Source organism: Capnocytophaga endodontalis (genome assembly GCF_002209445.1).
Classification (GTDB): Bacteria; Bacteroidota; Bacteroidia; order Flavobacteriales; family Flavobacteriaceae; genus Capnocytophaga; species Capnocytophaga periodontitidis.
In genome coordinates this window covers 384,322-407,954 of the sequence record NZ_CP022022.1, presented here as the reverse complement: position 1 = coordinate 407,954, position 23,633 = coordinate 384,322, and the positions used below count along the sequence as shown (strand labels likewise).

General features: G+C 39.7%; 27 protein-coding genes and 1 tRNA gene. 8 read left to right on the top strand and 20 right to left on the bottom strand.

Annotated features, from left to right (window positions below):
• Positions 1-109: 109 nt before the first annotated feature.
• The 13 genes from CBG49_RS01965 to CBG49_RS01905 form a co-directional block, all read right to left on the bottom strand.
• Entirely contained in the window at positions 110-826 is a 717-nt protein-coding gene (locus CBG49_RS01965) for a hypothetical protein (protein WP_088593154.1), read from the bottom strand.
• A 124-nt stretch (positions 827-950) separates the two neighbouring features.
• Complete coding sequence (locus CBG49_RS01960; RefSeq protein WP_157668347.1) at positions 951-1,628, bottom strand: hypothetical protein; 678 nt, start codon at positions 1,626-1,628, stop codon at positions 951-953.
• Between the two features lie 151 nt (positions 1,629-1,779).
• Positions 1,780-2,241 carry a hypothetical protein gene (locus tag CBG49_RS01955; protein ID WP_088593152.1) on the bottom strand — a complete coding sequence of 154 codons (462 nt, stop codon included), beginning with the start codon at positions 2,239-2,241 and terminating at the stop codon, positions 1,780-1,782.
• Positions 2,242-2,344: 103 nt separating this feature from the next.
• The gene (gene mutY / locus CBG49_RS01950; protein WP_236854625.1) at positions 2,345-3,310 is read right to left on the bottom strand and encodes an A/G-specific adenine glycosylase; all 966 of its coding nucleotides are present in this window, start codon (positions 3,308-3,310) and stop codon (positions 2,345-2,347) included.
• Between the two features lie 107 nt (positions 3,311-3,417).
• Complete coding sequence (locus tag CBG49_RS01945; protein ID WP_009414299.1) at positions 3,418-3,735, bottom strand: heavy metal-binding domain-containing protein; 318 nt, start codon at positions 3,733-3,735, stop codon at positions 3,418-3,420.
• A gap of 266 nt (positions 3,736-4,001) precedes the next feature.
• A complete protein-coding gene (locus CBG49_RS01940) occupies positions 4,002-4,436 on the bottom strand; it encodes a DUF417 family protein (RefSeq protein ID WP_088593150.1) in 435 nt (144 codons plus the stop codon).
• Between the two features lie 60 nt (positions 4,437-4,496).
• Positions 4,497-4,703: a Sec-independent protein translocase subunit TatA/TatB gene (locus CBG49_RS01935; protein ID WP_088593149.1), complete on the bottom strand. Its 207-nt coding sequence runs from the start codon at positions 4,701-4,703 to the stop codon at positions 4,497-4,499.
• Positions 4,704-4,836: 133 nt separating this feature from the next.
• The gene (locus CBG49_RS01930; protein WP_088593148.1) at positions 4,837-5,985 is read right to left on the bottom strand and encodes an ankyrin repeat domain-containing protein; all 1,149 of its coding nucleotides are present in this window, start codon (positions 5,983-5,985) and stop codon (positions 4,837-4,839) included.
• A 9-nt stretch (positions 5,986-5,994) separates the two neighbouring features.
• Positions 5,995-6,984 (bottom strand): DUF4837 family protein, encoded by a 990-nt coding sequence (locus tag CBG49_RS01925; RefSeq protein ID WP_088593147.1) that lies wholly within the window; start codon positions 6,982-6,984, stop codon positions 5,995-5,997.
• A 142-nt stretch (positions 6,985-7,126) separates the two neighbouring features.
• Positions 7,127-9,097, bottom strand: a complete 1,971-nt coding sequence (gene dnaG / locus CBG49_RS01920; protein ID WP_088593146.1) for a DNA primase — start codon at positions 9,095-9,097, stop codon at positions 7,127-7,129.
• A gap of 27 nt (positions 9,098-9,124) precedes the next feature.
• Positions 9,125-10,135: a virulence RhuM family protein gene (locus CBG49_RS01915; protein ID WP_088593145.1), complete on the bottom strand. Its 1,011-nt coding sequence runs from the start codon at positions 10,133-10,135 to the stop codon at positions 9,125-9,127.
• Between the two features lies 1 nt (position 10,136).
• The gene (locus CBG49_RS01910; RefSeq protein ID WP_088593144.1) at positions 10,137-10,952 is read right to left on the bottom strand and encodes a DUF2262 domain-containing protein; all 816 of its coding nucleotides are present in this window, start codon (positions 10,950-10,952) and stop codon (positions 10,137-10,139) included.
• A 60-nt stretch (positions 10,953-11,012) separates the two neighbouring features.
• The gene (locus CBG49_RS01905; protein ID WP_088593143.1) at positions 11,013-12,806 is read right to left on the bottom strand and encodes a chloride channel protein; all 1,794 of its coding nucleotides are present in this window, start codon (positions 12,804-12,806) and stop codon (positions 11,013-11,015) included.
• An 82-nt stretch (positions 12,807-12,888) separates the two neighbouring features.
• Between CBG49_RS01905 and CBG49_RS01900 the strand changes: the two genes are divergently transcribed.
• Entirely contained in the window at positions 12,889-13,227 is a 339-nt protein-coding gene (locus CBG49_RS01900) for a DUF488 domain-containing protein (RefSeq protein WP_088593142.1), read from the top strand.
• On the opposite strand, the gene CBG49_RS01895 is transcribed toward CBG49_RS01900, so the two are convergent.
• From CBG49_RS01895 to accD, 4 genes are all read right to left on the bottom strand, one after another.
• Positions 13,215-14,246, bottom strand: coding sequence for a diphosphomevalonate decarboxylase (locus tag CBG49_RS01895; RefSeq protein WP_088593141.1), 1,032 nt, complete (start codon positions 14,244-14,246; stop codon positions 13,215-13,217). The two genes, CBG49_RS01900 and CBG49_RS01895, sit on opposite strands and share 13 nt — an antisense overlap.
• A 61-nt stretch (positions 14,247-14,307) precedes the next feature.
• The gene (locus tag CBG49_RS01890) at positions 14,308-14,499 is read right to left on the bottom strand and encodes a hypothetical protein (protein WP_088595235.1); all 192 of its coding nucleotides are present in this window, start codon (positions 14,497-14,499) and stop codon (positions 14,308-14,310) included.
• A 5-nt stretch (positions 14,500-14,504) separates the two neighbouring features.
• Entirely contained in the window at positions 14,505-14,951 is a 447-nt protein-coding gene (locus tag CBG49_RS01885) for a DUF6934 family protein (RefSeq protein ID WP_088593140.1), read from the bottom strand.
• Positions 14,952-14,980: 29 nt separating this feature from the next.
• Positions 14,981-15,835: an acetyl-CoA carboxylase, carboxyltransferase subunit beta gene (accD, locus tag CBG49_RS01880; RefSeq protein ID WP_009414283.1), complete on the bottom strand. Its 855-nt coding sequence runs from the start codon at positions 15,833-15,835 to the stop codon at positions 14,981-14,983.
• A gap of 237 nt (positions 15,836-16,072) precedes the next feature.
• On the opposite strand from accD, the gene CBG49_RS01875 reads away from it, so the two are divergent.
• The 4 genes from CBG49_RS01875 to CBG49_RS01860 all read left to right on the top strand — a co-directional run bounded on the left by CBG49_RS01875 (position 16,073) and on the right by CBG49_RS01860 (position 17,679).
• Positions 16,073-16,154 (top strand) — tRNA-Leu (locus CBG49_RS01875).
• A 56-nt stretch (positions 16,155-16,210) separates the two neighbouring features.
• Complete coding sequence (locus tag CBG49_RS01870) at positions 16,211-16,471, top strand: thiamine-binding protein (protein WP_088593139.1); 261 nt, start codon at positions 16,211-16,213, stop codon at positions 16,469-16,471.
• A gap of 27 nt (positions 16,472-16,498) precedes the next feature.
• Positions 16,499-17,176, top strand: a complete 678-nt coding sequence (gene pnuC / locus CBG49_RS01865; RefSeq protein ID WP_088593138.1) for a nicotinamide riboside transporter PnuC — start codon at positions 16,499-16,501, stop codon at positions 17,174-17,176.
• Positions 17,122-17,679 (top strand): AAA family ATPase, encoded by a 558-nt coding sequence (locus CBG49_RS01860; RefSeq protein ID WP_088593137.1) that lies wholly within the window; start codon positions 17,122-17,124, stop codon positions 17,677-17,679. Before pnuC ends, CBG49_RS01860 begins: the two co-directional genes overlap by 55 nt.
• Positions 17,680-17,745: 66 nt before the next feature.
• On the opposite strand, the gene CBG49_RS01855 is transcribed toward CBG49_RS01860, so the two are convergent.
• Positions 17,746-17,982, bottom strand: coding sequence for a F0F1 ATP synthase subunit delta/epsilon (locus tag CBG49_RS01855; protein WP_009414279.1), 237 nt, complete (start codon positions 17,980-17,982; stop codon positions 17,746-17,748).
• 105 nt (positions 17,983-18,087) lie between these two features.
• A complete protein-coding gene (gene atpD / locus CBG49_RS01850; protein ID WP_009414278.1) occupies positions 18,088-19,596 on the bottom strand; it encodes a F0F1 ATP synthase subunit beta in 1,509 nt (502 codons plus the stop codon).
• Positions 19,597-20,106: 510 nt separating this feature from the next.
• Between atpD and CBG49_RS01845 the strand changes: the two genes are divergently transcribed.
• Positions 20,107-21,075 carry a bile acid:sodium symporter family protein gene (locus tag CBG49_RS01845; RefSeq protein ID WP_088593136.1) on the top strand — a complete coding sequence of 323 codons (969 nt, stop codon included), beginning with the start codon at positions 20,107-20,109 and terminating at the stop codon, positions 21,073-21,075.
• A 139-nt stretch (positions 21,076-21,214) separates the two neighbouring features.
• Positions 21,215-21,880 (top strand): RadC family protein, encoded by a 666-nt coding sequence (gene radC / locus CBG49_RS01840; RefSeq protein WP_088593135.1) that lies wholly within the window; start codon positions 21,215-21,217, stop codon positions 21,878-21,880.
• A gap of 97 nt (positions 21,881-21,977) precedes the next feature.
• On the opposite strand, the gene CBG49_RS01835 is transcribed toward radC, so the two are convergent.
• A complete protein-coding gene (locus CBG49_RS01835) occupies positions 21,978-22,847 on the bottom strand; it encodes a hypothetical protein (RefSeq protein WP_088593134.1) in 870 nt (289 codons plus the stop codon).
• Between the two features lie 102 nt (positions 22,848-22,949).
• On the opposite strand from CBG49_RS01835, the gene CBG49_RS01830 reads away from it, so the two are divergent.
• The gene (locus CBG49_RS01830; RefSeq protein ID WP_088593133.1) at positions 22,950-23,528 is read left to right on the top strand and encodes a Uma2 family endonuclease; all 579 of its coding nucleotides are present in this window, start codon (positions 22,950-22,952) and stop codon (positions 23,526-23,528) included.
• Positions 23,529-23,633: the final 105 nt, after the last annotated feature.

The window sequence follows — 23,633 nt, the reverse complement described above, 5'->3', positions numbered from 1 at the left end:
CCTAATGAAAAAACAAAAAAATATTTTGCATATCACTTTGTATATTAGGGTTTAACGGGGGCGTTTGCAAAACGCCCGTACACCACGCACTTTAAAAGAGATTGATTTACTATAATATAGGAGGAAGTCCTTCTTTTTTGCGTTTTTTATTGTCCATTTTGTCGTTTTTTTCGCGTAGATTATCAATGTGATGATAGGTAAAATTATCCAATGAAAAATTCTTGTATTTATAAGTCTTTTCATATTGATGATGTCCCCACGATTCTATATGAATACTGTCTATACAATATTGAGAATTTACATAGATTTTTGAACCAAAATAATTATTGCCAGACATATCTACATTTATTATAAATCCATTTTCATAAGTTGATAATGAATGAACACTATGATAACCAACAGAATATAAAACTTGTTTATAGATTTTATACTTAGCTTCATCATTGCCTTTTTTCGCCAAAAGTAACCATTCATACTCTCTGTTAGGAAGGCAATTTGTTGCTCCAAGTGTAGAATAATAAGGTCTCAATATAGCAATGCTATCATTATTGGGGGTTTTTATAGCTTCATCAATTTCATAAAAAGTAGAGATATAAAGATTAAATCTTTTTTGGTAATTAGAATATCTGTGAAAATCTTCCTTACAATCATAATCTTTTGGAGTTATAATCGTATCGTATTTATCGTTTGATTTAACTTTTTTAGTTGCAAGAATAAGGTTCTTGTAGGTATTGTTATCTAATTTTATTGAATTCTTTTTGCTTATAAAAATAATAGCCAAAACTATAAAAGCAATACTTACTAATATATAAAAAATCTTTTTCATAGATTTATAGTTAAACGAAAATAGGCTTGTTTTTAAGGGGCGTTTGCAAAACGCCTGTACACCACGCACTGTAAAGGTGATTGATTATCGGGGGTGTGGCGATGTGGATTTAGTATAACCAATTCTATAATATAGGAAGTCCTTCTTTTTTACGCCTTATATTATCCATTTTGTCGTTTTTTTTGCGTAGATTATCAATGTGATGATAGGTAAAATTATCCAATGAAAAATTCTTGTATTTATAAGTCTTTTCATATTGATGATTTCCCCACGATTCAATATGAATGCTGTCTATACAATATTGAGAATTTACATAAGTATCCGACCGAAAACCACTAACGCCAGACATATAAACTTCTATTACAAATCCCTCTTTATATTTAGATATTTCTTGATGTATATCAGGATATAAGACATCATTGTAGATTTTTGTTTTATTTTGGTTTTTTATGTTCTTACGCTGTATAATAAGTAATTTTTTGTGGATTTTCTCAGGGTAACAATCTCCCAAACCTTCAATATAAAAAGGGGTTAATGTGGCTAAACTATCATTGTTAGACAATACATTCTCATCTCCTATAATGTAAAATTTAGAAATATGATAATTATAACGCTTTTCATATTGCTTTACATCATAGTTGCAATTATATTTAAAAATATCCTTAGGAGCAAAAATAGTATCTATATTTTCGATTTTTACTCCTTTGTTTAATTCCTTATCAAATTTGATAGGATAAATGCTCTTAAAAAAAGCAGACATCATAAAGAAATAAAAAACAAATTTAATTAGAAGATTTATCATCTTTATAAGGTTTTTAGAGTTATACTTCTTGATTTATAGTTAAACGAAAATAGATTTCGAATAAATAGGCTTGTTTTTTAGGGGGCGTTTGCAGCACATACCCAGCTATCGCTGGCTTTCCTACACAACATACTCTAAAAGTGATTGATTATCATAAATACTCATAAATGATAAAGCGACCTTGGGAGTTGGTGGGGACTTTTATTTTCTTTTCGCCTTTGATGAAGTGGAAATTGCGATGTGTTTCCCCATTGTCGATGATAGTGCCGTGCTTTTTGTCTATTTTGATATAGAATTCGTACATATCGGCTTCAAAAGGCAGGTCTTTGCCATAGGTATTATAGCGTTTGTGAGATATATAACCTTCTGAACCTCCGCTGTAAAACTCCAGAGCGCTGCCTCGGTGGTTGTATTTGGTTACATATTCGCCATAATATTTCTCACCTTTTAACGTATAGAGTCTGCTTGGAGCTGAAGAGATGTTTTGATTGGCGAGCAATACATACTTTGCTTTGATGTACTTCACTTGCTGTAAGGAGTCTAAGGCTTGTGGTGAGAGTTGGGCAAAGGTATTGGCAATACAAGCAATAACGAGTAAGAGTGTTAATTTCATAGAGTATAAGTTTTAATATTTTTACATTTCTATCAAATGACCATCAAATAAAAAAATAGGACTTTATTCAGCCTACAAAGGTATAAAATAATTTCTATTTTTTCTACTTCCAAAACTTGGTGATGAAATTTGCGGTGAGTGCCGATACGGGGTAGCGGTGTATATCGGTGATGGGTATGCTGTTGTCAAGGGGTTCGGGGGTGGTGATAATCCAAAAAGAAGTGTAGATATGCTGGTGTGTGAGTTTGTGGATTACAGGTGTTTCGTTGTATAAACTCACGGTAGCTGTGGGGTGAGCGGCAGCTATGGTGTCGGCAGTGGCTGGTGTGTGTGTTTCGAGTAACGGGAACTCATAGAGTCCGTGCCATATATCTTTGCCTTCACGCTTTTGCAAGAGGGTTTGTCCGTAGGGGTTTAACCATACGAGGTAGTTGAAATAGCGTTTTTTGATAGTGATTTTCTTGAGTTTTACGGGTAATTCGTTTACCTTGTTATGGTGGAATGCCCAACAATGGTCGCGCAATACGCAATTAGCGCAATCGGGACTCTGGGGAGTGCATTGCAGTGCGCCAAACTCCATTATTGCTTGGTTGTAAACACCCGCATTGGCTTTGTCTAAACACTCGTGTGCCAAGGCTTTAAACTCTTTTGCTCCTTGAGTGCTGTTGATAGGGGTTGCGATGCCAAACACACGTGAGAGTACGCGGTATACATTGCCATCGACTACGGGGCAGGGTTCGTTATAGCAAAAAGAGGCGATGGCACTGGCTGTATAGTCGCCTATGCCTTTGAGCTTTACGAGTTCTTTATAGGTTTTGGGGAAGATACCGCCCAGTTCGATAGCGATATATTGGGCGGTGTGGTGCAGATTTTTGGCGCGGGAGTAGTAGCCTAAGCCCTGCCATAATTTGAGGACTTCTTCTTCGGGGGCTTTTGCCAAATCGGTGATGGTGGGGTAGTTGCTAATAAAGCGCTGATAGTAGGGCAGCCCTTGTACCACACGTGTTTGCTGGAGGATAATTTCGGAGAGCCACACCTTATAGGGGTCGGTAGTGCCACGCCAAGGCAATTCGCGCTGGGCGGTGGCATACCAATTTTCTAATTTGTCGGAAATAGGTTTCAGGGGTTAGGTTTTAGGTGTTAGAGAGTGTTGCTACTCATTGGTGAATTTGCTAATTAGATAACTACAGCTGTACCGCTAACAGTAACCATTAGCATACCGCCGTTAGCGCCTACGGTTTCATAATCGAGGTCGATGCCAACGATCGCATTAGCGCCTTTTTGGGCAGCGCGTTGTTGGAGTTCAGCAAGGGCTGAATCTTTAGCTTCGATAAGGACTTTTTCGTAGGTAGAGGAGCGTCCGCCGAAGAAGTCGGTAAGTCCAGCCATAAAATCTTTAATAGCATTTGCTCCGATGATAGTTTCACTGGTAACGATACCTAAATACTGTTTGATAGGTTGTCCTTCGATAGTGGGGGTTGTTGTTAAAATCATAGTGTTAAATTGTAAACTTTATTTTGTGAGCAATTAATTCTAAAACTGTATTCCGCTAAATATCGGTCTATGGTAAATTCATCAACCTAAACGCTATCATTCAATTTGTGCAATTCACTGGATTTCATAGCTTTGCGGACTTTTTGCATAAAATAGTGTTCCTGCAGTAGGACTTTCTGTATCAAATCCATAAAAATCTTTTCTGACTTGATATTTTTTATGACTATATTTGCCACAGCAATATCCTTCTTTCCATTTTAAAGAAGCTACTTAGGCTTGTTCATACTTATCATTCCAAAGCCTAACATAGGAATATCTTTTAAAATAAAGAAATCAGTAACGGGAACTCCTTCTATATAGTAAAAGGTTTTAGCAGAAGTAAAAAGAAAACTCAAAGTAATAAGAAAAGTAATTGTACAACCTACAAAGGCTAATTTACGCACTATCGGAGAGAATATCCCTATTATCAGTGCTACTGCTATAGCTATCTCTATTACGCCGATGAGATTGGAAACTCCTTGCAAACTTAGAATTTTATAAAGCCATGATAGCAGGAAACTTTGTTCTACCAAGGATTTAATTCCCTCTGCCTCGGCATGTGTAAACTTGAATGCGCCTATCCAAAGTAGAATAGTTGCCACTCCAAAAAGACTGATGTAATACCCTATTTTGTAACATAGGGAGATACTACTATTTTTCATTTCTTGCGATTTTTTAAGTAAAAATTACTGAGATACCTATTGAATTTGAGTTATATGAAATTATTTTGACGTCTCAATTTCTGATTTCTCAGTGTTTTCGGGTTTCTTTTCGTTGGGGTCTTTAGCGGCATCTTTGAACTCGCGGATGCCACTGCCCAAACCGCGCATTAGTTCAGGGATTTTTTTGCCTCCAAAGAGCAATAATATAAGGGCTACAATAATGATGATTTGCCAAGGTCCTACGACCCCTAAAAATATACTTAGCATAGTTTCTATTAGTTAAGAGGTAAGAGATAAGAGGTAAAGTGCTACCTATTAGCTGTTACTTGTTTGTGGTGCAAAGGTATAAAACAATTAATAATTAACAATGAATAATGAAGAAATTTTTGGATTTTAGAATTTAGTTTTTTTCGCGAATAGCTCCTGCGTCTATTAGCAAACTTTTACAAGCGTCTAAATTTGTTTTTTCATCTTCGTTTATTTCAATGCCATAGTCACTTAGGATATTGTCTAACGCTGAGGAAATAATGGAGAGGTTGCCATCTTCTAAGAAATAATTGATATTGGGATTAGCGCCTTTACTGAGTAGATATTTCATCAGTTTAGGGTTGTGAGTATATGAGGTAACTTGTAGCGCATTGATGCCATCATAACCAAAGAAGTTGATATCAGCACCTAATGAAAGCATTTTGTCGGCTAAAGAGATAGTTTGCTGTATAATTAGATCTTCATTAGCGTTGGGTGTGTTTTCGGCTATTTTGCAAGTAGCAGAATCGAATAATTGGGTAAAGGGAGTACATCCTAAGTGGTTGATGCAGTTGATGTTTGTTCCTTCGGAGACTGTTTTTTCAATATTTTTCCAATCAAAATTATCTACAGCATTAAAGAGTTTATTTTCTTCTTTTGTGAGGGTAGGGGTTGTTTCTTTGGCGTAGAGGAGAGTTAAAAGTTCGGTATCGCAATATACAAAAAAGTCTTTTATCTCATCATAAGAAAACCTACAGTTATATTGATTGAAGAAGTAAGATGTTTTGTTGTTTCGATATTGGTCAGCAATTTTATTTATAATGTTGTTGTTGATTTCGGGTTCATTTACACAAGCGTTCAGTTGTAAGGTCTCGTTATTTTGGGAGAAATAAATGCTTTCAGAAGATATGATTAGCGGGCTGTCGCATAGGGCGATGAGCATTTCTTTAAAATAGTTTTCAGCTTCAGCTCTTTTGTTGTGGGTAAAAACTAATTTTTTTAGAGGGTCTTTAGTTTTTACCCATTCATGATTGAGATGGAAAGGGTACCATTGCTGAGTGAGTTTTTGGGCTACTTCCCATACTTGTAAAGCGAAGTTAAACTTTGCGCTACGTACACAAAGTTCTGTAGGGAGTTCTTTTTTATCAAATTTTGCAAAGAAGTAAGCTTTTTGAAAATCATTTAGGCTTCTCAAAAGATAAGGGGAGTAATTAATTTTTCTATCTAATGAGTGATAAGTGCTTAGGATGTCACTTTTAGTTTGAAATTGTTCGCGGGAGTAACGTTCTGTAAAGTGTTTCATAGTTAGTTACTAACGAGTAAATTCAATTGATTTGACAATCGCTTCGAGTTCAAAGAGCATATCGCGTTTGGCGACTCCTGGAGCATATAGGAAACCTTCCACTACTAAGAGTCGGTTATGGGCTTTATCCTCAATGATGTAGTTGATATAAGGACCTCCAAGAGCGAAGCCTTTTACTTCCCATAAGCCTTTGCTTTCAATGGCTTTATGTCCTTTGATCATCACCTCACTGATGCTGGGAGCAAGGTAGGTTTCGGTAACCATATACATACCTTTTTCGGGTCCTGGGATATATTTTTCGCCTATAGAATCGCGCATTTTCACAATAGCTTTGGCGCGACCTTCCTCATCGGTAGGGATGCTGCCAAGGGGCATTTCGTAGAGGATGATGCTTGCTTTACCGCCTTTGATAGGGCGTTCCATCCAAAAGAAGTTGTTGCCGTACTTTTGGATATTAAACACGTTAGGCATAGTGAATTTAACGCCTAAGGTATTTTCTACTTGTTTGTCTTTACTAAGGGAGTTATCAAAGCGTTTGCGTGTTTCGATAAGTTCATTATTTTTGAACTCATTGACAAACTCTTTGTGGTATTCTTCAACCTTGCAAGCGATGTCGCGTACTTGTTTGCCTTGTACTACACATACTACTTGAGGTTTAGCGAAGAGATTTTCTTTTACAAACGCTTTTTTCTCATCACCGCGTTGAACGATGAGGATGTTGCGGCTATTGCGGGTATTGCCTTCAAATACTTGGGGGGGGATTTGATGGAGAGTGAAGGTAGGTTCTTCGGTAGGTAGCCCGTCGACAGGGGCAGCGAAGTAACGGCGAATGGTATCACCTATGGTGCCTTCCCATAAGTCGTTGTCAATCACCACAGCTACACTGTTGATAGGACCCACTGAAGGGGGTAAGTAGGTATCGTTTTTACCGTTGTTAGTATCGTTGCAAGCTGCAAAAAGGAGAGCGCTCAACACGCTAAAGAATAATAGGCGTTTCATAAAAAAGATAATTTTCTGCTTTTCGTAAAAATGTGTAGCTAAAATCGTTCCAAAGTGATATTTTTCTAAGAAAAAAGCTGGTGATATTTAGGTAAGAGGTAAGAGATAAGAGGTAAGAGAGTCTCAAACTGATTACTAACGACTAATAATTCACTACAATATTGAGGCGTTTGGCTAAGAGTTTTTGCAGCTGGATGTAGTTCATTATGTTCTCTAAAAGTTCTTTTTTTTCTTCCTCGTTAGCTTGTGCCATTTGCTGCGTAAGACTTTGGATGAGGTGGTGTACTAACAAACTCCTAATGTTGAGAATGATATCGCCTACAATAGTTTCAAGATGCGCATCTTTTGCTTTGGGGACGATGTCGCGTTTGCTCCAATTGTGTAGCTGATTGTTTTCGTCGTCTAACAACATTCCTGATACTTTTTCACTTAGTTCTATAGGCAACTCGTTGGCAATGCGATTGACGTCATAATTAGGGTTTTCGCTGAGTTTGCCCATCAGCAGTTCGTAGATTTGTTTGAAATCGGGGTTGGCGAGTTCTATTTCGTCTTCTTGAAGTTCGAGGAATATCTTTTCGTAGATTTTCAGCGTTTGCTGTACCTGCTGTTCTTTGAGGGTGCCGTCTTCTTCTTCCACGAGTATGGTATCGGTGAATACGCATTCTCTATTGCCGTAGAGCAAAAGGTTTTTGATGAGGTCGTGCTCTAAGACTTCTAAGCGGTTTACGGTGCGTTTCTGTGCTTCTTCGGGAGTTTGCACTACTTGCATCGCGGCTTTTTGCTTGCGCTCTACTTTTTGTCCTTCATAAAAGTCCTTTTTGAGGATTTGCGCCAAAGTAGAGAAAAGCACTTGCTCCGAGATGTCCATAATGGTAGCGCACTCGCGCACATATACTTCCCGCTTGATAAGGTCAGGGATTTTAGAGATACTCTCTACCATATCGCGTATGGTTTCGGCTTTTTTGATAGGGTCGTTCTGCGCCTCTTGCATTAGGAGGGAGGCTTTGAAGCGAATGAAATCGGTGGCGTTGTTTTCGAGGTATAGTACAAGGTCTTCGTAGGCGGTTTTGCGAGCAAAGCTATCGGGGTCGTCTCCTTCGGGGAAGGTGCAGACTTTCACGTTCATACCCTGCTCCAAGATGAGGTCTACCCCGCGAATAGAAGCCCGTAAGCCTGCAGCATCGCCGTCGTAGAGCACTGTGATGTTGGGTGTAAGGCGGTGAATGAGCCGTATTTGGTCTTGCGTAAGTGCTGTTCCGCTGGATGCTACCACATTTTCGATGCCCTTTTGGTGCATTTGAATTACATCGGTATAGCCTTCAACCAAATAGCAGTTATCGGCTTTGGCAATGGCTTGTTTGGCAAAGAAGATGCCGTACAGCACTTTGCTCTTGTGGTAAATCTCACTTTCGGGAGAGTTGAGGTATTTAGCTTGTTTCTTGTCGTTGGTAAGGATGCGCCCTCCGAAGCCTAATACGCGTCCGCTCATAGAGTGAATGGGAAACATTACACGCCCTTTGAAGCGGTCGAACTTACGATCGCCATTGACGATGGTGAGCCCCGTTTTTTCTAAGAACTCTAACTGATAGCCTTTGGCAAGGGCGTTATCGGTGAAGGCAGTCCACTCGTCGGGGGAGAAGCCTAAGCGGAATTTTTGGATTGTTTCCTCGGTAAAACCGCGCTCTTTGAAATAGGTCATACCGATAGCCTTACCGGCTTCGGTATTGAAGAGGGTGTCTTGAAAATATTGTTGGGCGTATTCTGAGACAATATAGAGGCTCTCGCGCTCATCGGCTTTTTCTTTCTCTTCCGAAGATTGCTGGGTTTCCTCAATGTCGATATGGTATTTTTTAGCCAAATAGCGAATGGCTTCGGGGTAGGTGAAATGCTCGTGCTCCATCAGGAAAGCAATAGCATTTCCGCCTTTGCCACTACTGAAGTCTTTCCATATTTGTTTTACGGGTGAGACCATAAAGCTAGGCGTCCGCTCGTTGGAGAATGGACTCAATCCTTTGTAATTAGAGCCTGCACGCTTGAGTTGGACGAAGTCGCCGATGACTTCCTCCACCCGCATTTGGTCGTATACTTTATCTATGGTATTTTTTGAAATCACTGTTTTTTAGATTAAGGAAGAAAAGGGTTAATTTGTTAATTGTTTCAGGTCGTCCTCTAATTCTTTAAGGCTGTTTTCACGTTCTATTTGGCGTTGCTTATTTTGGTATTTTTCATACTCTTGAGCAGATTTCTCTATAGCCATTTGGTGTGAAATCTTACCAGCGTGTTGTAAGAGCTCTCTGCCATTGAGTCGCAGGATAATATCCAAGCGGGCTATCCAGTCTTTCATATACATAGGCGTTTGCTGTTGTGCCATAGTTTCGGCGAAAGCTAAATATTGTTCTACAAGCAAGCCCAAAAGCTTTATTTCCTCTTCGTTGAGATAATTCTTGGCGATGCTTACTTCACTTTTTTTAATAGTGGCAGTAGCTGTTTTGTCGTAGGATTGCATTCCCAGAAGGGGCAAAGAGGCATCGGCACGATTATAGACTATCTCGGCGGCTGTTTGCTGGCTAACCGCCCACAGGAGTTTGTTTTGCACTACCTTAAAGAACATTATGGTTTGCTCATCTTGAGGGTTGTAGTCTATACTGGTTTTGTATATATCTTTAATCTTCTGGTAGAAGAACCGTTCAGAGATTCGTATTTCGCGGAGGCGTTCTTGGAGCTGGTCGAAGTAGTTCATCGCAGTACCTTGCTTAAAACGTTCATCGTTTAACACAAATCCTTTGATTAAATACTCTTTGAGTTGCTGAGTTGCCCAAATACGAAAACGCGTTCCTTGTTGTGATTTTACTCGATAACCTACTGAGATGATCACATCGAGATTGTAATATTCTACCTGATACTTTTTACCATCGGTGGCAGTTGTTGCAAATTTTGCAACAACTGAATTTCTGTATAGTTCTCCTTCTTCAAAAATGCTTTTAATATGTCGTGATATAGTAGATTTGTCACGGCTAAAAAGAGTAGCCATTTGGTCTAATGAAAGCCATATTGTTTCATCTTGAAAGCGTACATCTATCTTAACATCTCCTTCTTGATTTTGGTATATGAGAAACTGTGAGTCCATAGGGTTTATTTCTTTATCAATCATTCTACCCCTCAATAGTAGCCTCTTCGAGCTTGCCGTTGAGGTTGCCATATACGGTAATGGCGTGCCCCCAGAACATATCGTCGTCGTCAAAATAGATACAGAAACGCTCATCAGCAAAGAGAACTAACTCTGTTATACTCATACGCTCAGCAAAGTGCTTAGGAGTAATCTCAGGAGCATTGGCATCTTCTTCTTTTTGCCATTCGTTGGCTAAATCAGTAAGTTTTTCGGCTGCAAAGGTTTTGAGATGTTCTATCCACGCTTTGAAGTTGGTAAGGGCTGTCTGCCTAAAAAGGTTTAGGAGTTCTTTTAGTTTTTCAATATCATCGGTATGAACATTTAGTGAAAGTCCATCTTCTTCCTCTTCATAATACATTCCTCCTTCAAAATTGCCGTATATTTTGTTGAGCTCGAGTGAAAAATCATCGTCTTCATAGATTACTTCGGTATTATATTCTTCTAAAATAGCCTCAAAACGAGGCTCTATTACATTCTCCTCTACTATTTCAACCAACATAAATGTGTGTTGGAAAACTTTAGAAGCGTTTTCGGGTTTTATAGGGCGTACTTTTAGGCGGAATGCCTTTTGTGCTTGAAAGAAATGTTTCCAATCTTTTTCAACAAGCCATTCTATGCGAGTGTTTTTATAAAAAAGTTCTCCTGTTTCTACATCTATGTAAGCTAAAGGGTCGTTAGAAGGCACCCAAGCTCCGTTATAATAACTTGCTCCATTAGTACGTATTTCAATAAGGGCTATGATTTCCTTTTCTTCGGGGAGGAACTTATCTGAGAATTTTTGTGTGATTTCTGGGTTCATAGTTGTAAGGTGTTAAATAGCAAAGGCAAAGTTATACAATTATTTTGATAAAGCAATATTTTATTGGGTGAAATAGATTAGTTTTCGCCTATAGATGCTCAGTAATTTTGATTTGGAAACAAAGCCTTCGTACTTACCGTCCTTTACTACGGGTAGATTCCACGCGCCGGTGTGCTGAAACTTATCCATTACAGTGCTCATTTTGTCCTTGCCCATTTCTATGATAGCAGGTGGTTTTTGCATTAGTTCTACGGCAGGAATCTTGTCGTAATAATCGGTTTCAAAAATTAAGTGCCGAATGTCGTCGAGCAGGATTACGCCTTGTAGCGTACCCGTTTCGCGGTCGAGTACGGGGTAGATGTTGCGGTTTGATTCGCGCACAGCATTGTACACTACCTCGCGGAGTTTCATATCGGTATATACGGGGGTGAAATTGTGTTCCACCACTTGGTCGAAGTCCATTAGAGTGAGTATTGACTGGTCTTTATTTTGCGAAATGAGTTCCCCTTTTCTACCTAATTCCATTGTGTAAATAGAATATTTATTGAAATATTTGGCTACCGAAAACGATACCGCGGCGGTGAGCATTGCTGGTACTAACAGCGAATAACCTCCGGTTACTTCGGCAATGAGGAAGACGGCTGTAAGTGGTGCGTGCAATACGCCCGTCATTAGGGCAGTCATTCCCACCAAAGTAAAGTTAGGCAAAGCTGCCTTGTAACCCAAAATAGGAAACTCGTTGATAATCCGCGCGAAGCAGTTGCCCATCACTCCGCCCATAAACAACATAGGTGAAAAGATACCCCCAACACCTCCTGCACCAAAGGTGAGCGAGGTAGCGACGACTTTGGCAAAGGTGAGCGCTGCCAAAAGTAGGATAATCACCCACGCATTGGATAAATCCCAACCAAAAATATTGCTACTCAGTGATAATTCGGGGTGACCCTCTTTCAAGTGATTGATAATCTCGTGTCCTTCGCCGTAAAGTGGTGGCATTATGTAGATAAGCAACCCCAAAAGAGCTCCACCTACCACAATTCGGAGCCAAGGGGAGGAGATTTTTTTGAAAGCAGCGTTGATTTTTTCATAAATATAGGTAAAATAAGCCGACATCAGTCCGCCTACAACCCCTAAAAGAATGTAAAACGGAATGCCTTGCAATGAAAAAGCACGTGTAATCGTCATTGGGATTAGCACTTCACTACCAAAGAAGAAATAAGAGGTGAATACTCCGCAAAGGGAAGCAATAAACAGTGGTATGAGCGATGAAAGCGTTAAATCTAAGCCAAAAACCTCAATAGCAAACAATATGGCTGCAATAGGCACTTTGAAGATAGCTGCCAAAGCTGCTGCACAGGCACACGCTAAGAGCAACATTCGGTTAGATTGGTTGATGTGAAAAAATCTACAGATATTAGAGCTAATGCCTGCTCCTGTTACTACCATAGGCCCTTCGAGCCCTACCGACCCCCCAAAACCAATAGTGATAGGCGCAGTGAGGATACTGCCATACGCCTGATAACGTTTCATTATCCCTTTTTGATGCGCTACTGCATAGAGAATTGAGGGAATTCCGTGATTTACATCGTGGCGTATTACATATTTTTTTACCAAATACACAATGGCAAAACCCAACATCGGGAGGATAAAATAAAAACCGTAGGTAATTGTTTGTGCGAGTTTACCGTCTAACAGCCACTGAATAAGGTGCGTGAACGAGCGCATTGCCAAAGCCGCTAAGCCTGTAGCAATACCTATTACCCCGCTGAGAATGAGGATAAAATGCCTATCGGAAATATGTTTTACACGCCAAATTAAAAGACGTTTGAGAAGATGTTGTGGGTGGGTAGTCATTGTTTATATTGAAAAATCAGCGGCAAAAGTACGAAATATTTACTTTTTTCACTACCTTTGTACGAACTAATACAGATAAACAATGGAAATACATCTCAAACGCGTATATGAAGAAAACGACCCTAACGATGGTTTTAGAGTACTTGCCGACCGCCTTTGGCCACGCGGCATTAAAAAAGAAGCACTTGCTTTAGACCTTTGGGCAAAGGAAATCGCCCCAAGCACCGAATTGCGCAAACGCTATCACCAAGACGGTGATTTCGACACTTTTAAAAAGGATTATACCGAAGAACTAAAACACAATGTGGATTTTCCTGCTTTTTGCGAAACGCTGAAAGCACACAAAATGGTAACCTTGCTTACTGCCAGCAAAGAGATTGACAGGAGTGCCTTACCTATCTTGCTATCTCAAATAAGCTGACCTACTTCGTCGTGAATGTAGAGTCGTCCTTCACAGAATTGCGCTAATTCTTCTTCTATAAACCATTTTGCTTCTGTAATAGAAGTTTTAGGGTATAACAAGTGTACATTGGCGCCTGCATCGAGAGTGAAGCAGAGGGGTACTTTGGTGTCTTTTCGGTATTGCCAAATACGCTGAATAACTTCTAAGGTGTTGGGACGCATTAAGATAAAGTATGGAATGCTGGTTTGCATCATCGCGTGAAGGGTGAGGGCTTCGCTTTCAACAACCTCCATAAAATGGTCTAAATCACCGGAAGCAAAACTGCTAACGAGTTGGTTTATATGCTCGTTGGCTTGTGCAAAACGAGCCTCGGCAAAAGGATGACCGTGCATCAGGTTGTGCCCAACGGTGCTACTCACTTGTTTCTGACCGCGGTCGATGAGTAAAATAGTATCTTGGTAATTTTGAAAAACTTCGTGAACGGGTAGGGGGTAGGTAATGCCATACTCGTCTGAACTGCCTGTAATAGCAGGGTGTTCGCCCCATACAACGATACTGCCTTTTACACTACGGCAAGCACTACCCGAACCTAAGCGCGCTAAGAAAGATGCTTTTTGCCAAAAGACTTCTTCGGTATAAGTTTCGCCTAATTCTTTAGCTATTTTCATCAAACATACCGAAAGGGCAGCCATAGCACTCGCTGAAGAGGCAATACCACTACTATGTGGAAATGAATTGTGAGAGGCAATGTTGAAGTGATAATCCTTTAAAAAAGGCAGATAAGGAAGAATACGCTCAAAAAAAGTGTTGATTTTAGGGTGAAATGACGGTTTAGGTTGTCCTTCAAAGCTAAAGTTAAAAGAAAAAGAATCGCCTGAAGCTATAGAAGATTCACTTCTACGTTCGTAATCGATAGAAGTCTCGGTATAACAATGCGTAAGTGTAAAACTAATAGAGGGGTTTGCGGGGAGTTGTTCTCCCTTTTTGCCCCAATATTTTACGAGGGCGATGTTACTGGGTGCTTTGAATGTTGTCATTTTTATTAGGTAAAGTCAGCGAGTACTTGGAGTTGGGTATATGAGGGGAAACTCTTGATACCTAAATCTTAGGAGCTCCGGAGAGACTCAAAGCCTTATTAGCAAGGTCTAATTTTTTAGGAAACAAAACCTTATTAATATATTTATTCAATGACGGGTCTGGCTCTAACAATACATAATAAGGAGTTTCCTTTTGCACTTTACGTTTAGGTGTCTCCATTTGTGTTAACTCTTTTTTCTCTTCTGTACTCATAGTCATTAATTGTTTTTTCGTTTTATAGCAAATCCTTGGTAAATAACATTTGGCAGAAAATCCTCCCATTCACCATTTAGCCAGCATTTCAAAAAGAAATCTTTTTTGATAAGACTTAGGTATTTTGCAATTATAATTCTATACAATCTTGTTCTTACAGGTGAACTACCTTGTATATACACCCATTTGTCAGGGAATTTTTCAGTAAAAACATAGATAATAGAAATTACAGTTGCTAATACTTTTTCCATATCACCATTATCAGAAACAACCATATCATCTATTTCTTCTGTGAGGGGGTCTTTATCTCCAAACCCTAAATTATAAACATCTGTTAGGTTTGTTTCTTGAAATTTTACCATTTTATAAATTTTACCATTCTTCCCTTCACTGATAAACTCATAAATATGGTTTGTTTCATCAGGCAAAATATCGTATTTCGGTAGATTCATTGGTTTGTTGGTCTTTTTGGGGTTACCCTTTATCTCACTGGGCGGTTCATCACTAAGTCGATGTAGAGATTTACCTTGTCTTTGAGTTCTTTGCGGTTTACGATGAAGTCTAAGAAGCCGTGTTCGAGTAAGAATTCAGCAGTTTGGAAGTCTTCTGGGAGATCTTGTCCTGTGGTATCTTTCACTACACGCGGACCTGCAAAGCCTATGAGGGCACCTGGTTCGGCGATGTTGATGTCGCCTAACATTGCAAATGAAGCGCTAATACCTCCCGTAGTAGGGTCGGTACAGAGGGAGATGTAAGGCAGTTTGGCTTCGTCGAGCTGAGCGAGTTTGATAGAGGTTTTAGCCATTTGCATTAGTGAAAGGGCAGCTTCCATCATTCGGGCGCCTCCTGATTTAGAAATCATTAAGAAGGGGAGTTTGTGTTTGATAGCATAGTCGATAGCGCGGCAGATTTTTTCACCTACTACACTTCCCATAGAGCCCCCGATGAAAGCGAAATCCATACAGCCTATTACTATAGGTTTGCCTTTGGAGTTACCGACAGCCGTGCGTACGGCATCTTTAAGGTCTGTTTTTTGTGTAGCTTCTTCTAAGCGTTGGGTATAGGCTTTGGTATCCACGAAATTGAGAGGGTCTTTAGAAGTCATTTCGGGGTTGAGTTCTTGAAATTCGTTGTTGTCAAACAATATTTGGAAGTACTCTTTACTGCCTATACGCACGTGGTAACCATCGTCGGGACTTACGTAGAAGTTGGTGGCTAACTCGTCCTGTTCTACGATGTTACCGCTGGGAGATTTATACCATAATCCTTTAGGGATATCTTTTTTTTCCTCAGTTGAGGTTTGTATTCCTTTTGCTGTTCTTTTAAACCAAGACATAATCAATTAGTTTTAGTGAAGTGCAAAAGTACAAAGTTTTTTTTAAATAGCAATTTTTAGCTAACAAATAGTATGATTGCTAAAGGTTAAAAAAACTAAAGATTTGTTCTATTAGTAAGGGAAGTTGAAAAAATCACTTGAGGAATTGGCAGTAGATAAAAAAATCTTAAAAAAATTTGCAGATTCAAAAAACTGTTGTACCTTTGCCGCGTCAATCAAACAAAAGTTCATCATTTTGCGGGTGTGGTGAAATTGGTAGACACGCTAGACTTAGGATCTAGTGCTTCACGGCGTGGGGGTTCGAGTCCCTTCACCCGCACTTGCAAAAGGCTGCCTACATCAGGCAGCCTTTTTTGTTATTAATCAATAATAAGTATGAAAGTATCAGTAGAACTTACCTTCAGTCCGTTGCAAGATGATTTCGAGCAACCTATCATTCATTTTATCAAAAAATTGCGCGCCTCTGGGCTTATCGTGCAAGAAAATCCTCTTAGCACTCAAGTGTATGGCGACTACGCCCAAGTAATGAGCGTGCTCACTACCGAAATAGAAGAAGCACTCGAGCTGGTAGAACGCGGATTGATGTACATAAAAATCGTAAAATCCGACCGCCACGAGTATAAACCGTTTTTCTAATGACGAATGACAAATTACGAATGACGAATGACTGATTTTTTTGCGCAATATAGAGGAGTAGAGACACATTTGGTGGTGCTCGAAATTATTGGGGTTATCTTTGGATTCCTCAGTGTGTGGTATGCTAAAAAAGGAAATATTTGGGTATACCCTACGGGTATTATCAGCACGGTGTTGTTTGTATACTTGCTATGGCACTATGTGTTGTGGGGTGATATGCTCATCAATGCTTATTATACAGCAATGAGCATCTACGGCTGGGTGTTGTGGGCAAAGAACGCACAGAATAATGTAATTACCATTTCGATTACTACGCGCCGTGATTGGCAAATTTGCAGTCTGTTAGGCTTGTTTAGTTTGAGTTTTGTAACCATAGTATATTACCTCAAACCTTATATCAAAAACGATTTTTCAATGCAGGGCATTTCCTTAGGTTTTCACAACTTCCTCCCTACCGAATATGTTGATGTGTTCACTACTGCCATTTTCTTAGTAGGAATGTGGCTAATGGCAAAACGCAAGATAGAGAATTGGATTTTTTGGATTCTCGGAGATCTTATTTCGGTGCCGCTCTACTTCAAAAAAGGAATGCTTTTCACTTCTTTTCAGTATTTATTATTCACTATCATCGCCATAATGGGCTATATAGAATGGAAAAAACACTTGCGCAACGAGAGAGTGACCTCAAACGTATCGTCTTTATAGGTCCTGAATGTACGGGCAAAACTACGCTGAGTCGTATCCTTGCCGAGCGTTACCAAACCGTATGGGTTGAGGAGTATATGCGCACTTATTTGCAGCACAAGTGGGATACCCAGCACCTCACTTGTACCCCCGATGACCTACTGCCTATCGCCCGCGGACAAATAGCTCTTGAAAACAAGCGCATTGAGCAAGCTAATAAAGTGTTATTCTGTGATACTTGTCTGTTAGAACTGATGATTTATTCGTATCTTTACTATGGCTACTGCGACCCTTTGATAGAGCACGCTGCTCTTGCTCATCATTACGATGCTATTTTCCTTACCTATATAGATGTACCTTGGCAAGCCGACGACCTACGCGACAAACCTTACGAACGTGAAAGTGTTTTTACTTTCTTTCAAAAACAATTAGACGACCGAGGTATAAAATATCAAATTTTAAAAGGAAGTGTTGAAGAGAGGATACTTTTTGTAGGAGATAGAGGGTTAGGATATAAGGAATAGAAAATAAAAATCCCAAGTATTGTTGAAAATAATACTTGGGATTTTTTTATATGAATTACTACACTACTAATCGGCGAGGATGACAGCCTTGTTGTGATTACACTCCAAAGTGCCCCCGCTAATTGTAAAAGATTTCAGTTCTTTTTTACCTTCAAAAAGGGTAACCTCGCCCGCGGTAAGCATTGAAATGATAGGGGCGTGGTGGTCTAATATTACAAAAGGTCCCTTAGCCCCAGGAACATTCACTGCGGTTACTTCACCTTTAAACAAAAGGGCTTCGGGAGAGAGGATTTCTACTGTCATAAGTGCGAGCCGCACGGGCTTTTTTTGTTATTGTTTAAAACTTTGTCAAAGGTGCGAGCCGCACAGGCGCAATTAAGGACTTTGACAAAGTATATGATATTCTAATTAACTCGCTTCAGCAAGCATTTTTTCACCAGCTTCAATTACTTCTTCAATAGTACCTTTAAGGTTGAAGGCAGCTTCAGGGAGGTGGTCGAGTTCACCGTCGAGAATCATATTAAAGCCTTTGATAGTATCTTTGATATCTACATAAGCCCCTGGTAATCCGGTAAATTGTTCGGCTACGTGGAAAGGCTGTGACAAGAAACGTTGTACACGGCGTGCACGAGCTACTGCAATCTTGTCGTCTTCGGAAAGTTCTTCCATACCGAGGATAGCGATGATATCTTGCAATTGTTTGTAGTGTTGCAAGAGTTCTTTCACACGTTGCGCACACTCGTAGTGTTCTTTACCAAGAATTTCGGGGGTAAGAATACGCGAAGTAGAGTCGAGTGGGTCTACTGCAGGGTAGATACCGAGCTCAGCGATTTTACGCGACAATACGGTGGTCGCATCGAGGTGGGCAAAGGTAGTTGCCGGAGCAGGGTCGGTAAGGTCATCGGCAGGTACATATACCGCTTGTACTGAGGTGATAGAACCGTGTTTGGTAGAGGTGATGCGCTCTTGCATTGCCCCCATTTCGGTAGCCAAAGTAGGTTGGTAACCCACCGCTGAAGGCATACGCCCTAACAAAGCAGATACTTCAGAACCTGCTTGGGTGAAACGGAAGATATTATCGACGAAGAAAAGCACGTCTTTACCTTGTCCTTCACCAGCGCCATCGCGGAAGTACTCAGCAATGGTAAGTCCAGAAAGAGCTACACGCGCACGTGCTCCAGGGGGTTCGTTCATTTGTCCAAATACGAAAGTTGCTTTAGATTCTTTAAGAGCATTTCTATCTACTTTACTCAAGTCCCAGCCACCTTTTTCCATTGATTCTACAAATGCATCGCCATACTTGATGATGCCTGATTCAATCATTTCGCGGAGGAGGTCATTCCCTTCACGGGTACGTTCGCCTACCCCAGCGAATACTGATAAACCGCCGTGACCTTTGGCGATGTTGTTGATAAGCTCTTGGATGAGCACCGTTTTACCTACACCAGCACCGCCAAACAGACCGATTTTACCTCCTTTGGCATAAGGTTCAATAAGGTCGATGACTTTAATACCGGTGAAGAGCACTTCGGTAGTAGTGGAAAGTTCTTCAAATTTAGGGGCTTCACGGTGGATAGGCAAACCGTTATCGCCATCTTTAGGCAGGTTGCCAAGACCATCCACACCGTCGCCAATTACGTTGAAGAGGCGACCATAAATATCGTGTCCTATCGGCATTTTGATAGGGCTACCGGTAGCGATTACTTCGGTATCACGGCTAAGCCCTTCGGTAGAGTCCATAGAGATAGCGCGTACTACATCTTCGCCTATGTGCGATTGTACTTCTAATATAAGTTTAGTGCCGTCGGGTTTGGTGATTTCTAAAGAATCGTAAATGCGAGGCAGTTGTTTATCCGATGCAAACTCTACATCTACCACCGGACCAATAACTTGAGCTACTTTTCCTTTTTGAAACATATTTTTTTCAGTTAAGAGTTAAGAGGTAGGAAGTAAGAAAAAATCCTATTTCCTAATTTCTATTTTCTAATATCGCGCAAATGTAGGAAGTTTTTTGTAAAGTAACAAATAAAAAAAGATTTTTTTATTAAGGAGTGATACTCGTTGTAGTATTACAAAGAAAAAGCGGGGATAAGAGAGAAAAGAGTATCCCCTACTTTTCTTTGTAATCGCCTGATTTTTCTTTACAGAGAATAGATGAAAGGAGATAAAAAAATCAGGACTTTAAAATAAAAGCAAATATTTCGGGGCAAAGATACAAATTTTACCCCCCCCCCATTATGTTAAATTACTGTTAAATCTTACAATCTTTAATGTTAAAATGTTAATTTAAGAGTAATAAGGGTTCATTTTCAAACATTGAGGAATTATGCGAGGTAGTTTTTTAAGGGCGCTAATTGTTGTTTTATAGGGTTTTCTGCTTTCAATTGCAAAATTATTCTTAGCTTTGCAAAATCAAACTTATAGCAAATGAACAAAATACTTACTAAAAACGCTTTTCTTTGGCTCTTGGTAGCAATGGTGTTCCTCGGCTATCTTATCCCTTATCGCGAAAGTTATAATGCTTATTTCAACCTTGGTACTTTTATCGACTGGGGAATTGTGATTATCTTCCTGCTCTACGGACTCAAACTAAATCTCCGCGAGGTGCTGAACGACATCAAAAACTGGAAGTTACACCTCTTAGTACAGGTAGCTACTTTTGTACTGTTTCCACTCTTGGTAATGCCTTTCTACAAGATAGCACAAGGCACTGAGTTTTACGTGTTATGGCTCTCGATATACTTTTTGGCGTGCTTGCCTTCTACGGTTTCATCATCGGTGGTGATGGTTTCTATTGCCAAAGGGAATGTGCCTTCAGCGATTTTCAACGCTTCTATTTCGGGACTTATCGGTATTTTTGCTACCCCTATGCTGATGCAGCCTTTTTTGGAAAACAGTAGCGGAGCAGCTGTAGATCAAGGGGCAATCATTCAACAATTGCTACTGAAAGTATTGTTGCCCATTGTGTTAGGTTTGTTGCTCAATCCGCTGTGCAAGAAATTTATAGAACGCTATGGCAAGCTCATCGGTAAGTTTGACAGATTCATTATCTTACTCATCGTTTACGAGAGTTTTTCAACAGCTTTTGTAAATCGCGTGTTTAGCAGTGTGCCGCCTATTACTTTCGCAATTATTGCCTTAGCTGCAGTAGGCTTGTTTTTTATAGTGTATCACCTTTTGGGGTGGACGTCAAGGCGTTTGCACTTCAGTCGTGAGGACACGATTACAACCACTTTCTGTGGTTCAAAAAAATCGTTGGTACACGGGAGTCTCTTTATGATGGTTTTGGGTATTCCCGATGACAACAAAGTAATGTTCCTGCTACCAATTATGCTATATCACAGTTTTCAGCTGTTTTACGTAAGTTGGCTGGCGAATAAAATAGGGAATAGGTGACAGGTATGTGAGTAACAATTCAGCTAATGCTCAATGGTTTATATTACACTGAAAAATCAATCACAACGTAAAAAACAAAGAAGATAAACAAAGGCTATGTAAATACCTGAAGTTTATGTGATAACTAACAACTAAAATTATGACTATCAAAAACTGGGAAGATACCGATAAGCCTCGTGAGAAAATGATGGCTCAAGGGAAAACAGCTTTGAGCAATGCCGAACTTTTGGCAATTTTATTAGGTTCAGGGTCTGCCAATGAAAGTGCTGTTGCTTTGAGCAGACGTATTTTAGCTTCAGTAGGCAACAGTCTCACGGCTTTGGGCAAACAAACATTGGCGCAACTCACTGCCTTCAAAGGGATTGGTGAAGCCAAAGCAATTACGATTCTCGCCGCCACCGAAATGGGTCGCCGGCGCGCTGCCGAAACTCCTGAACCTCAACCTAAAATTGAAGCTCCTCAACACGTTTTTACCTTGATGCAACCCCTTATTGGCGACCTGCCTCACGAGGAGTTTTGGGTGCTCTACCTCAACAGTGCCAACCGCGTGATTCACAAATGCCGACTTTCTTCAGGGGGCATCACTCATACTACTGTGGATATACGACTACTCTTCAAAAATGCCTTAGAACAAGGCGCTGTCTCACTGATTTTAGTACATAACCACCCCTCGGGGAGCACCACCCCCAGCAAAGAGGATATAGAACTCACAGAACGTGTGAAAAACGCTGGTGATACTTTGGATATCAAACTCTTAGACCACGTAATCGTTACAGAAAAAGAATACTATTCAATTAACAATTAACAGGTAACAATTAATAGGTAACAATTAACAGGTAATAGTATCAATTAAGGATTGAAACAACTTGTTAATTTTTAATTGTTATTTTTTAATTATTATATTATTTGTTTCTCATCATTTTCACTGAAAAAACAAAGATGAGTAGCACAACAATCCCCATAATTGCCCATAGAAGTGGCTTAGCCGACATAAAAGTACCATTGGTAGGGCTTTTAGTAACTGAAGTCGTTACAGTAATAGGCTGATTCTTTACATATTCTACAGTTTCATTGTAATGAATTGAGGGAAGTTGTTTAGGGATATTCTTTACAAAATGAGTGATGTCGTACTGAGGCGCTATGTCGTTAGGTTTGCCATACACTAAAAAATAGTGATGAGCCGTATCGGGGAAACGCGCTGTGAGTTTATAAGTGATAGGAAAGAGGGTAATTTCAGAAATTGCAAGAGGGGTATTATCTTGGTTATCAATATCAATTTGCAGATGTTTAAACAGTTGTGACGAAAAAGTATATGTGTTATTCCCCTTAGAATTGAGTACCCCTTTAGCCACATTGCTCAGATAGGTATCATCAGTAGTTTCGTTTTGCAAAATCTTCACAGAACGATAATAATCATAAGTCGCTGCAGGGTGAATTGCCACTTTGCCAAGAAGCAAAATTTCGGGAAGTTTGACATCAATAATCGTATGTTTAGACGCTTTGTCGTTCTTTACAGCAAAGTGCGTAATAGTTTGAGTAGCGACCACTGTATCAACTATCATATAAGGCACTTCAATAGTATCGGTAACCGAAATGCCATAAATGCGCAAATCGTTATAACTCTCCATACGGTCGAAGATAGTAATGGGCAAAGTGAGAGAATGCCAACCGCTTTGGTTGAGATTTTCAAGTGCTTGTTTATAGCGGTATGACGAGAGCTGTGCCTGAGCGGTAATACTACAGAAAAACAGCAAAACAAAGAGTTTTTTCATAGTTTGATAGCAACTTTACTAATTTATACCGCAAAAGTATAAAAGTTTTTCGTTATTCGCAATTATTTAGTACCTTTGTCGCGATTCTAAAACAAGAGGAGTATGGAAATTACCAATATCAATCAGTTGGATGTAACTAATGGTCTTTATACTTACGCCGATTATGTACTTTGGAAGTTTGAAGAGCGCTTAGAACTCATCAAGGGGAAGATTTTTAAAATGAGCCCCGCGCCAGCCATTACACACCAAAGAGTATCACGCAAACTATCGGGGGAGTTATACAACTTCTTCAAAGGAAAGACTTGTGAACTCTTCACAGCTCCTTTTGATGTAATTTTACCTAACGCTAATGGCAAAGAAGATACAGTAGTGCAACCCGACCTTTGTGTAGTGTGTGATCCAGAAAAATTAGCTGATGGCAAGCGTTGTGTAGGAGCTCCCGATTTAGTGGTAGAAATTCTTTCACCTCATAACTCCACGCGCGATTTAGACCTTAAATTTCATCTATACGAGGAAGCTGGTGTACTTGAATATTGGATAGTGCGTCCCGAGAGCAAAGAAATAAACGTGTATGTTTTGCAAGGAGACAAATACTATGGTTTGCCTCCTATTGTAGAAGGCAAAAACATCACCTCAGTAAAATTTCCTACGTTAAAACTTAATACTGAAGATATTTTTTAGACATAGTATTAGAATCTCACTATATTTCAATTAGTTAAAATTATTTTCTTCAGAAAAACACATAAAAATTTTGTAGTTATAAAAATATATTGTACTTTTGCGCTG

Coding starts and splice junctions, on each gene's coding strand:
- radC (WP_088593135.1), top strand. CDS start 21,215: ATGACTATCAAAAACTGGGAAGATACCGATAAGCCTCGTGAGAAAATG.
- CBG49_RS01930 (WP_088593148.1), bottom strand. CDS start 5,985: ATGAAACACTTTACAGAACGTTACTCCCGCGAACAATTTCAAACTAAA.
- CBG49_RS01915 (WP_088593145.1), bottom strand. CDS start 10,135: ATGATTGATAAAGAAATAAACCCTATGGACTCACAGTTTCTCATATAC.
- CBG49_RS01860 (WP_088593137.1), top strand. CDS start 17,122: ATGGAAAAAACACTTGCGCAACGAGAGAGTGACCTCAAACGTATCGTC.
- CBG49_RS01925 (WP_088593147.1), bottom strand. CDS start 6,984: ATGAAACGCCTATTATTCTTTAGCGTGTTGAGCGCTCTCCTTTTTGCA.
- pnuC (WP_088593138.1), top strand. CDS start 16,499: ATGACTGATTTTTTTGCGCAATATAGAGGAGTAGAGACACATTTGGTG.
- atpD (WP_009414278.1), bottom strand. CDS start 19,596: ATGTTTCAAAAAGGAAAAGTAGCTCAAGTTATTGGTCCGGTGGTAGAT.
- CBG49_RS01890 (WP_088595235.1), bottom strand. CDS start 14,499: ATGAGTACAGAAGAGAAAAAAGAGTTAACACAAATGGAGACACCTAAA.
- CBG49_RS01855 (WP_009414279.1), bottom strand. CDS start 17,982: ATGACAGTAGAAATCCTCTCTCCCGAAGCCCTTTTGTTTAAAGGTGAA.
- CBG49_RS01935 (WP_088593149.1), bottom strand. CDS start 4,703: ATGCTAAGTATATTTTTAGGGGTCGTAGGACCTTGGCAAATCATCATT.
- CBG49_RS01910 (WP_088593144.1), bottom strand. CDS start 10,952: ATGAACCCAGAAATCACACAAAAATTCTCAGATAAGTTCCTCCCCGAA.
- CBG49_RS01945 (WP_009414299.1), bottom strand. CDS start 3,735: ATGATTTTAACAACAACCCCCACTATCGAAGGACAACCTATCAAACAG.
- CBG49_RS01830 (WP_088593133.1), top strand. CDS start 22,950: ATGGAAATTACCAATATCAATCAGTTGGATGTAACTAATGGTCTTTAT.
- CBG49_RS01955 (WP_088593152.1), bottom strand. CDS start 2,241: ATGAAATTAACACTCTTACTCGTTATTGCTTGTATTGCCAATACCTTT.
- CBG49_RS01900 (WP_088593142.1), top strand. CDS start 12,889: ATGGAAATACATCTCAAACGCGTATATGAAGAAAACGACCCTAACGAT.
- CBG49_RS01895 (WP_088593141.1), bottom strand. CDS start 14,246: ATGACAACATTCAAAGCACCCAGTAACATCGCCCTCGTAAAATATTGG.
- CBG49_RS01835 (WP_088593134.1), bottom strand. CDS start 22,847: ATGAAAAAACTCTTTGTTTTGCTGTTTTTCTGTAGTATTACCGCTCAG.
- CBG49_RS01905 (WP_088593143.1), bottom strand. CDS start 12,806: ATGACTACCCACCCACAACATCTTCTCAAACGTCTTTTAATTTGGCGT.
- CBG49_RS01845 (WP_088593136.1), top strand. CDS start 20,107: ATGAACAAAATACTTACTAAAAACGCTTTTCTTTGGCTCTTGGTAGCA.
- CBG49_RS01870 (WP_088593139.1), top strand. CDS start 16,211: ATGAAAGTATCAGTAGAACTTACCTTCAGTCCGTTGCAAGATGATTTC.
- CBG49_RS01940 (WP_088593150.1), bottom strand. CDS start 4,436: ATGAAAAATAGTAGTATCTCCCTATGTTACAAAATAGGGTATTACATC.
- CBG49_RS01960 (WP_157668347.1), bottom strand. CDS start 1,628: ATGATAAATCTTCTAATTAAATTTGTTTTTTATTTCTTTATGATGTCT.
- accD (WP_009414283.1), bottom strand. CDS start 15,835: ATGTCTTGGTTTAAAAGAACAGCAAAAGGAATACAAACCTCAACTGAG.
- CBG49_RS01885 (WP_088593140.1), bottom strand. CDS start 14,951: ATGAATCTACCGAAATACGATATTTTGCCTGATGAAACAAACCATATT.
- CBG49_RS01965 (WP_088593154.1), bottom strand. CDS start 826: ATGAAAAAGATTTTTTATATATTAGTAAGTATTGCTTTTATAGTTTTG.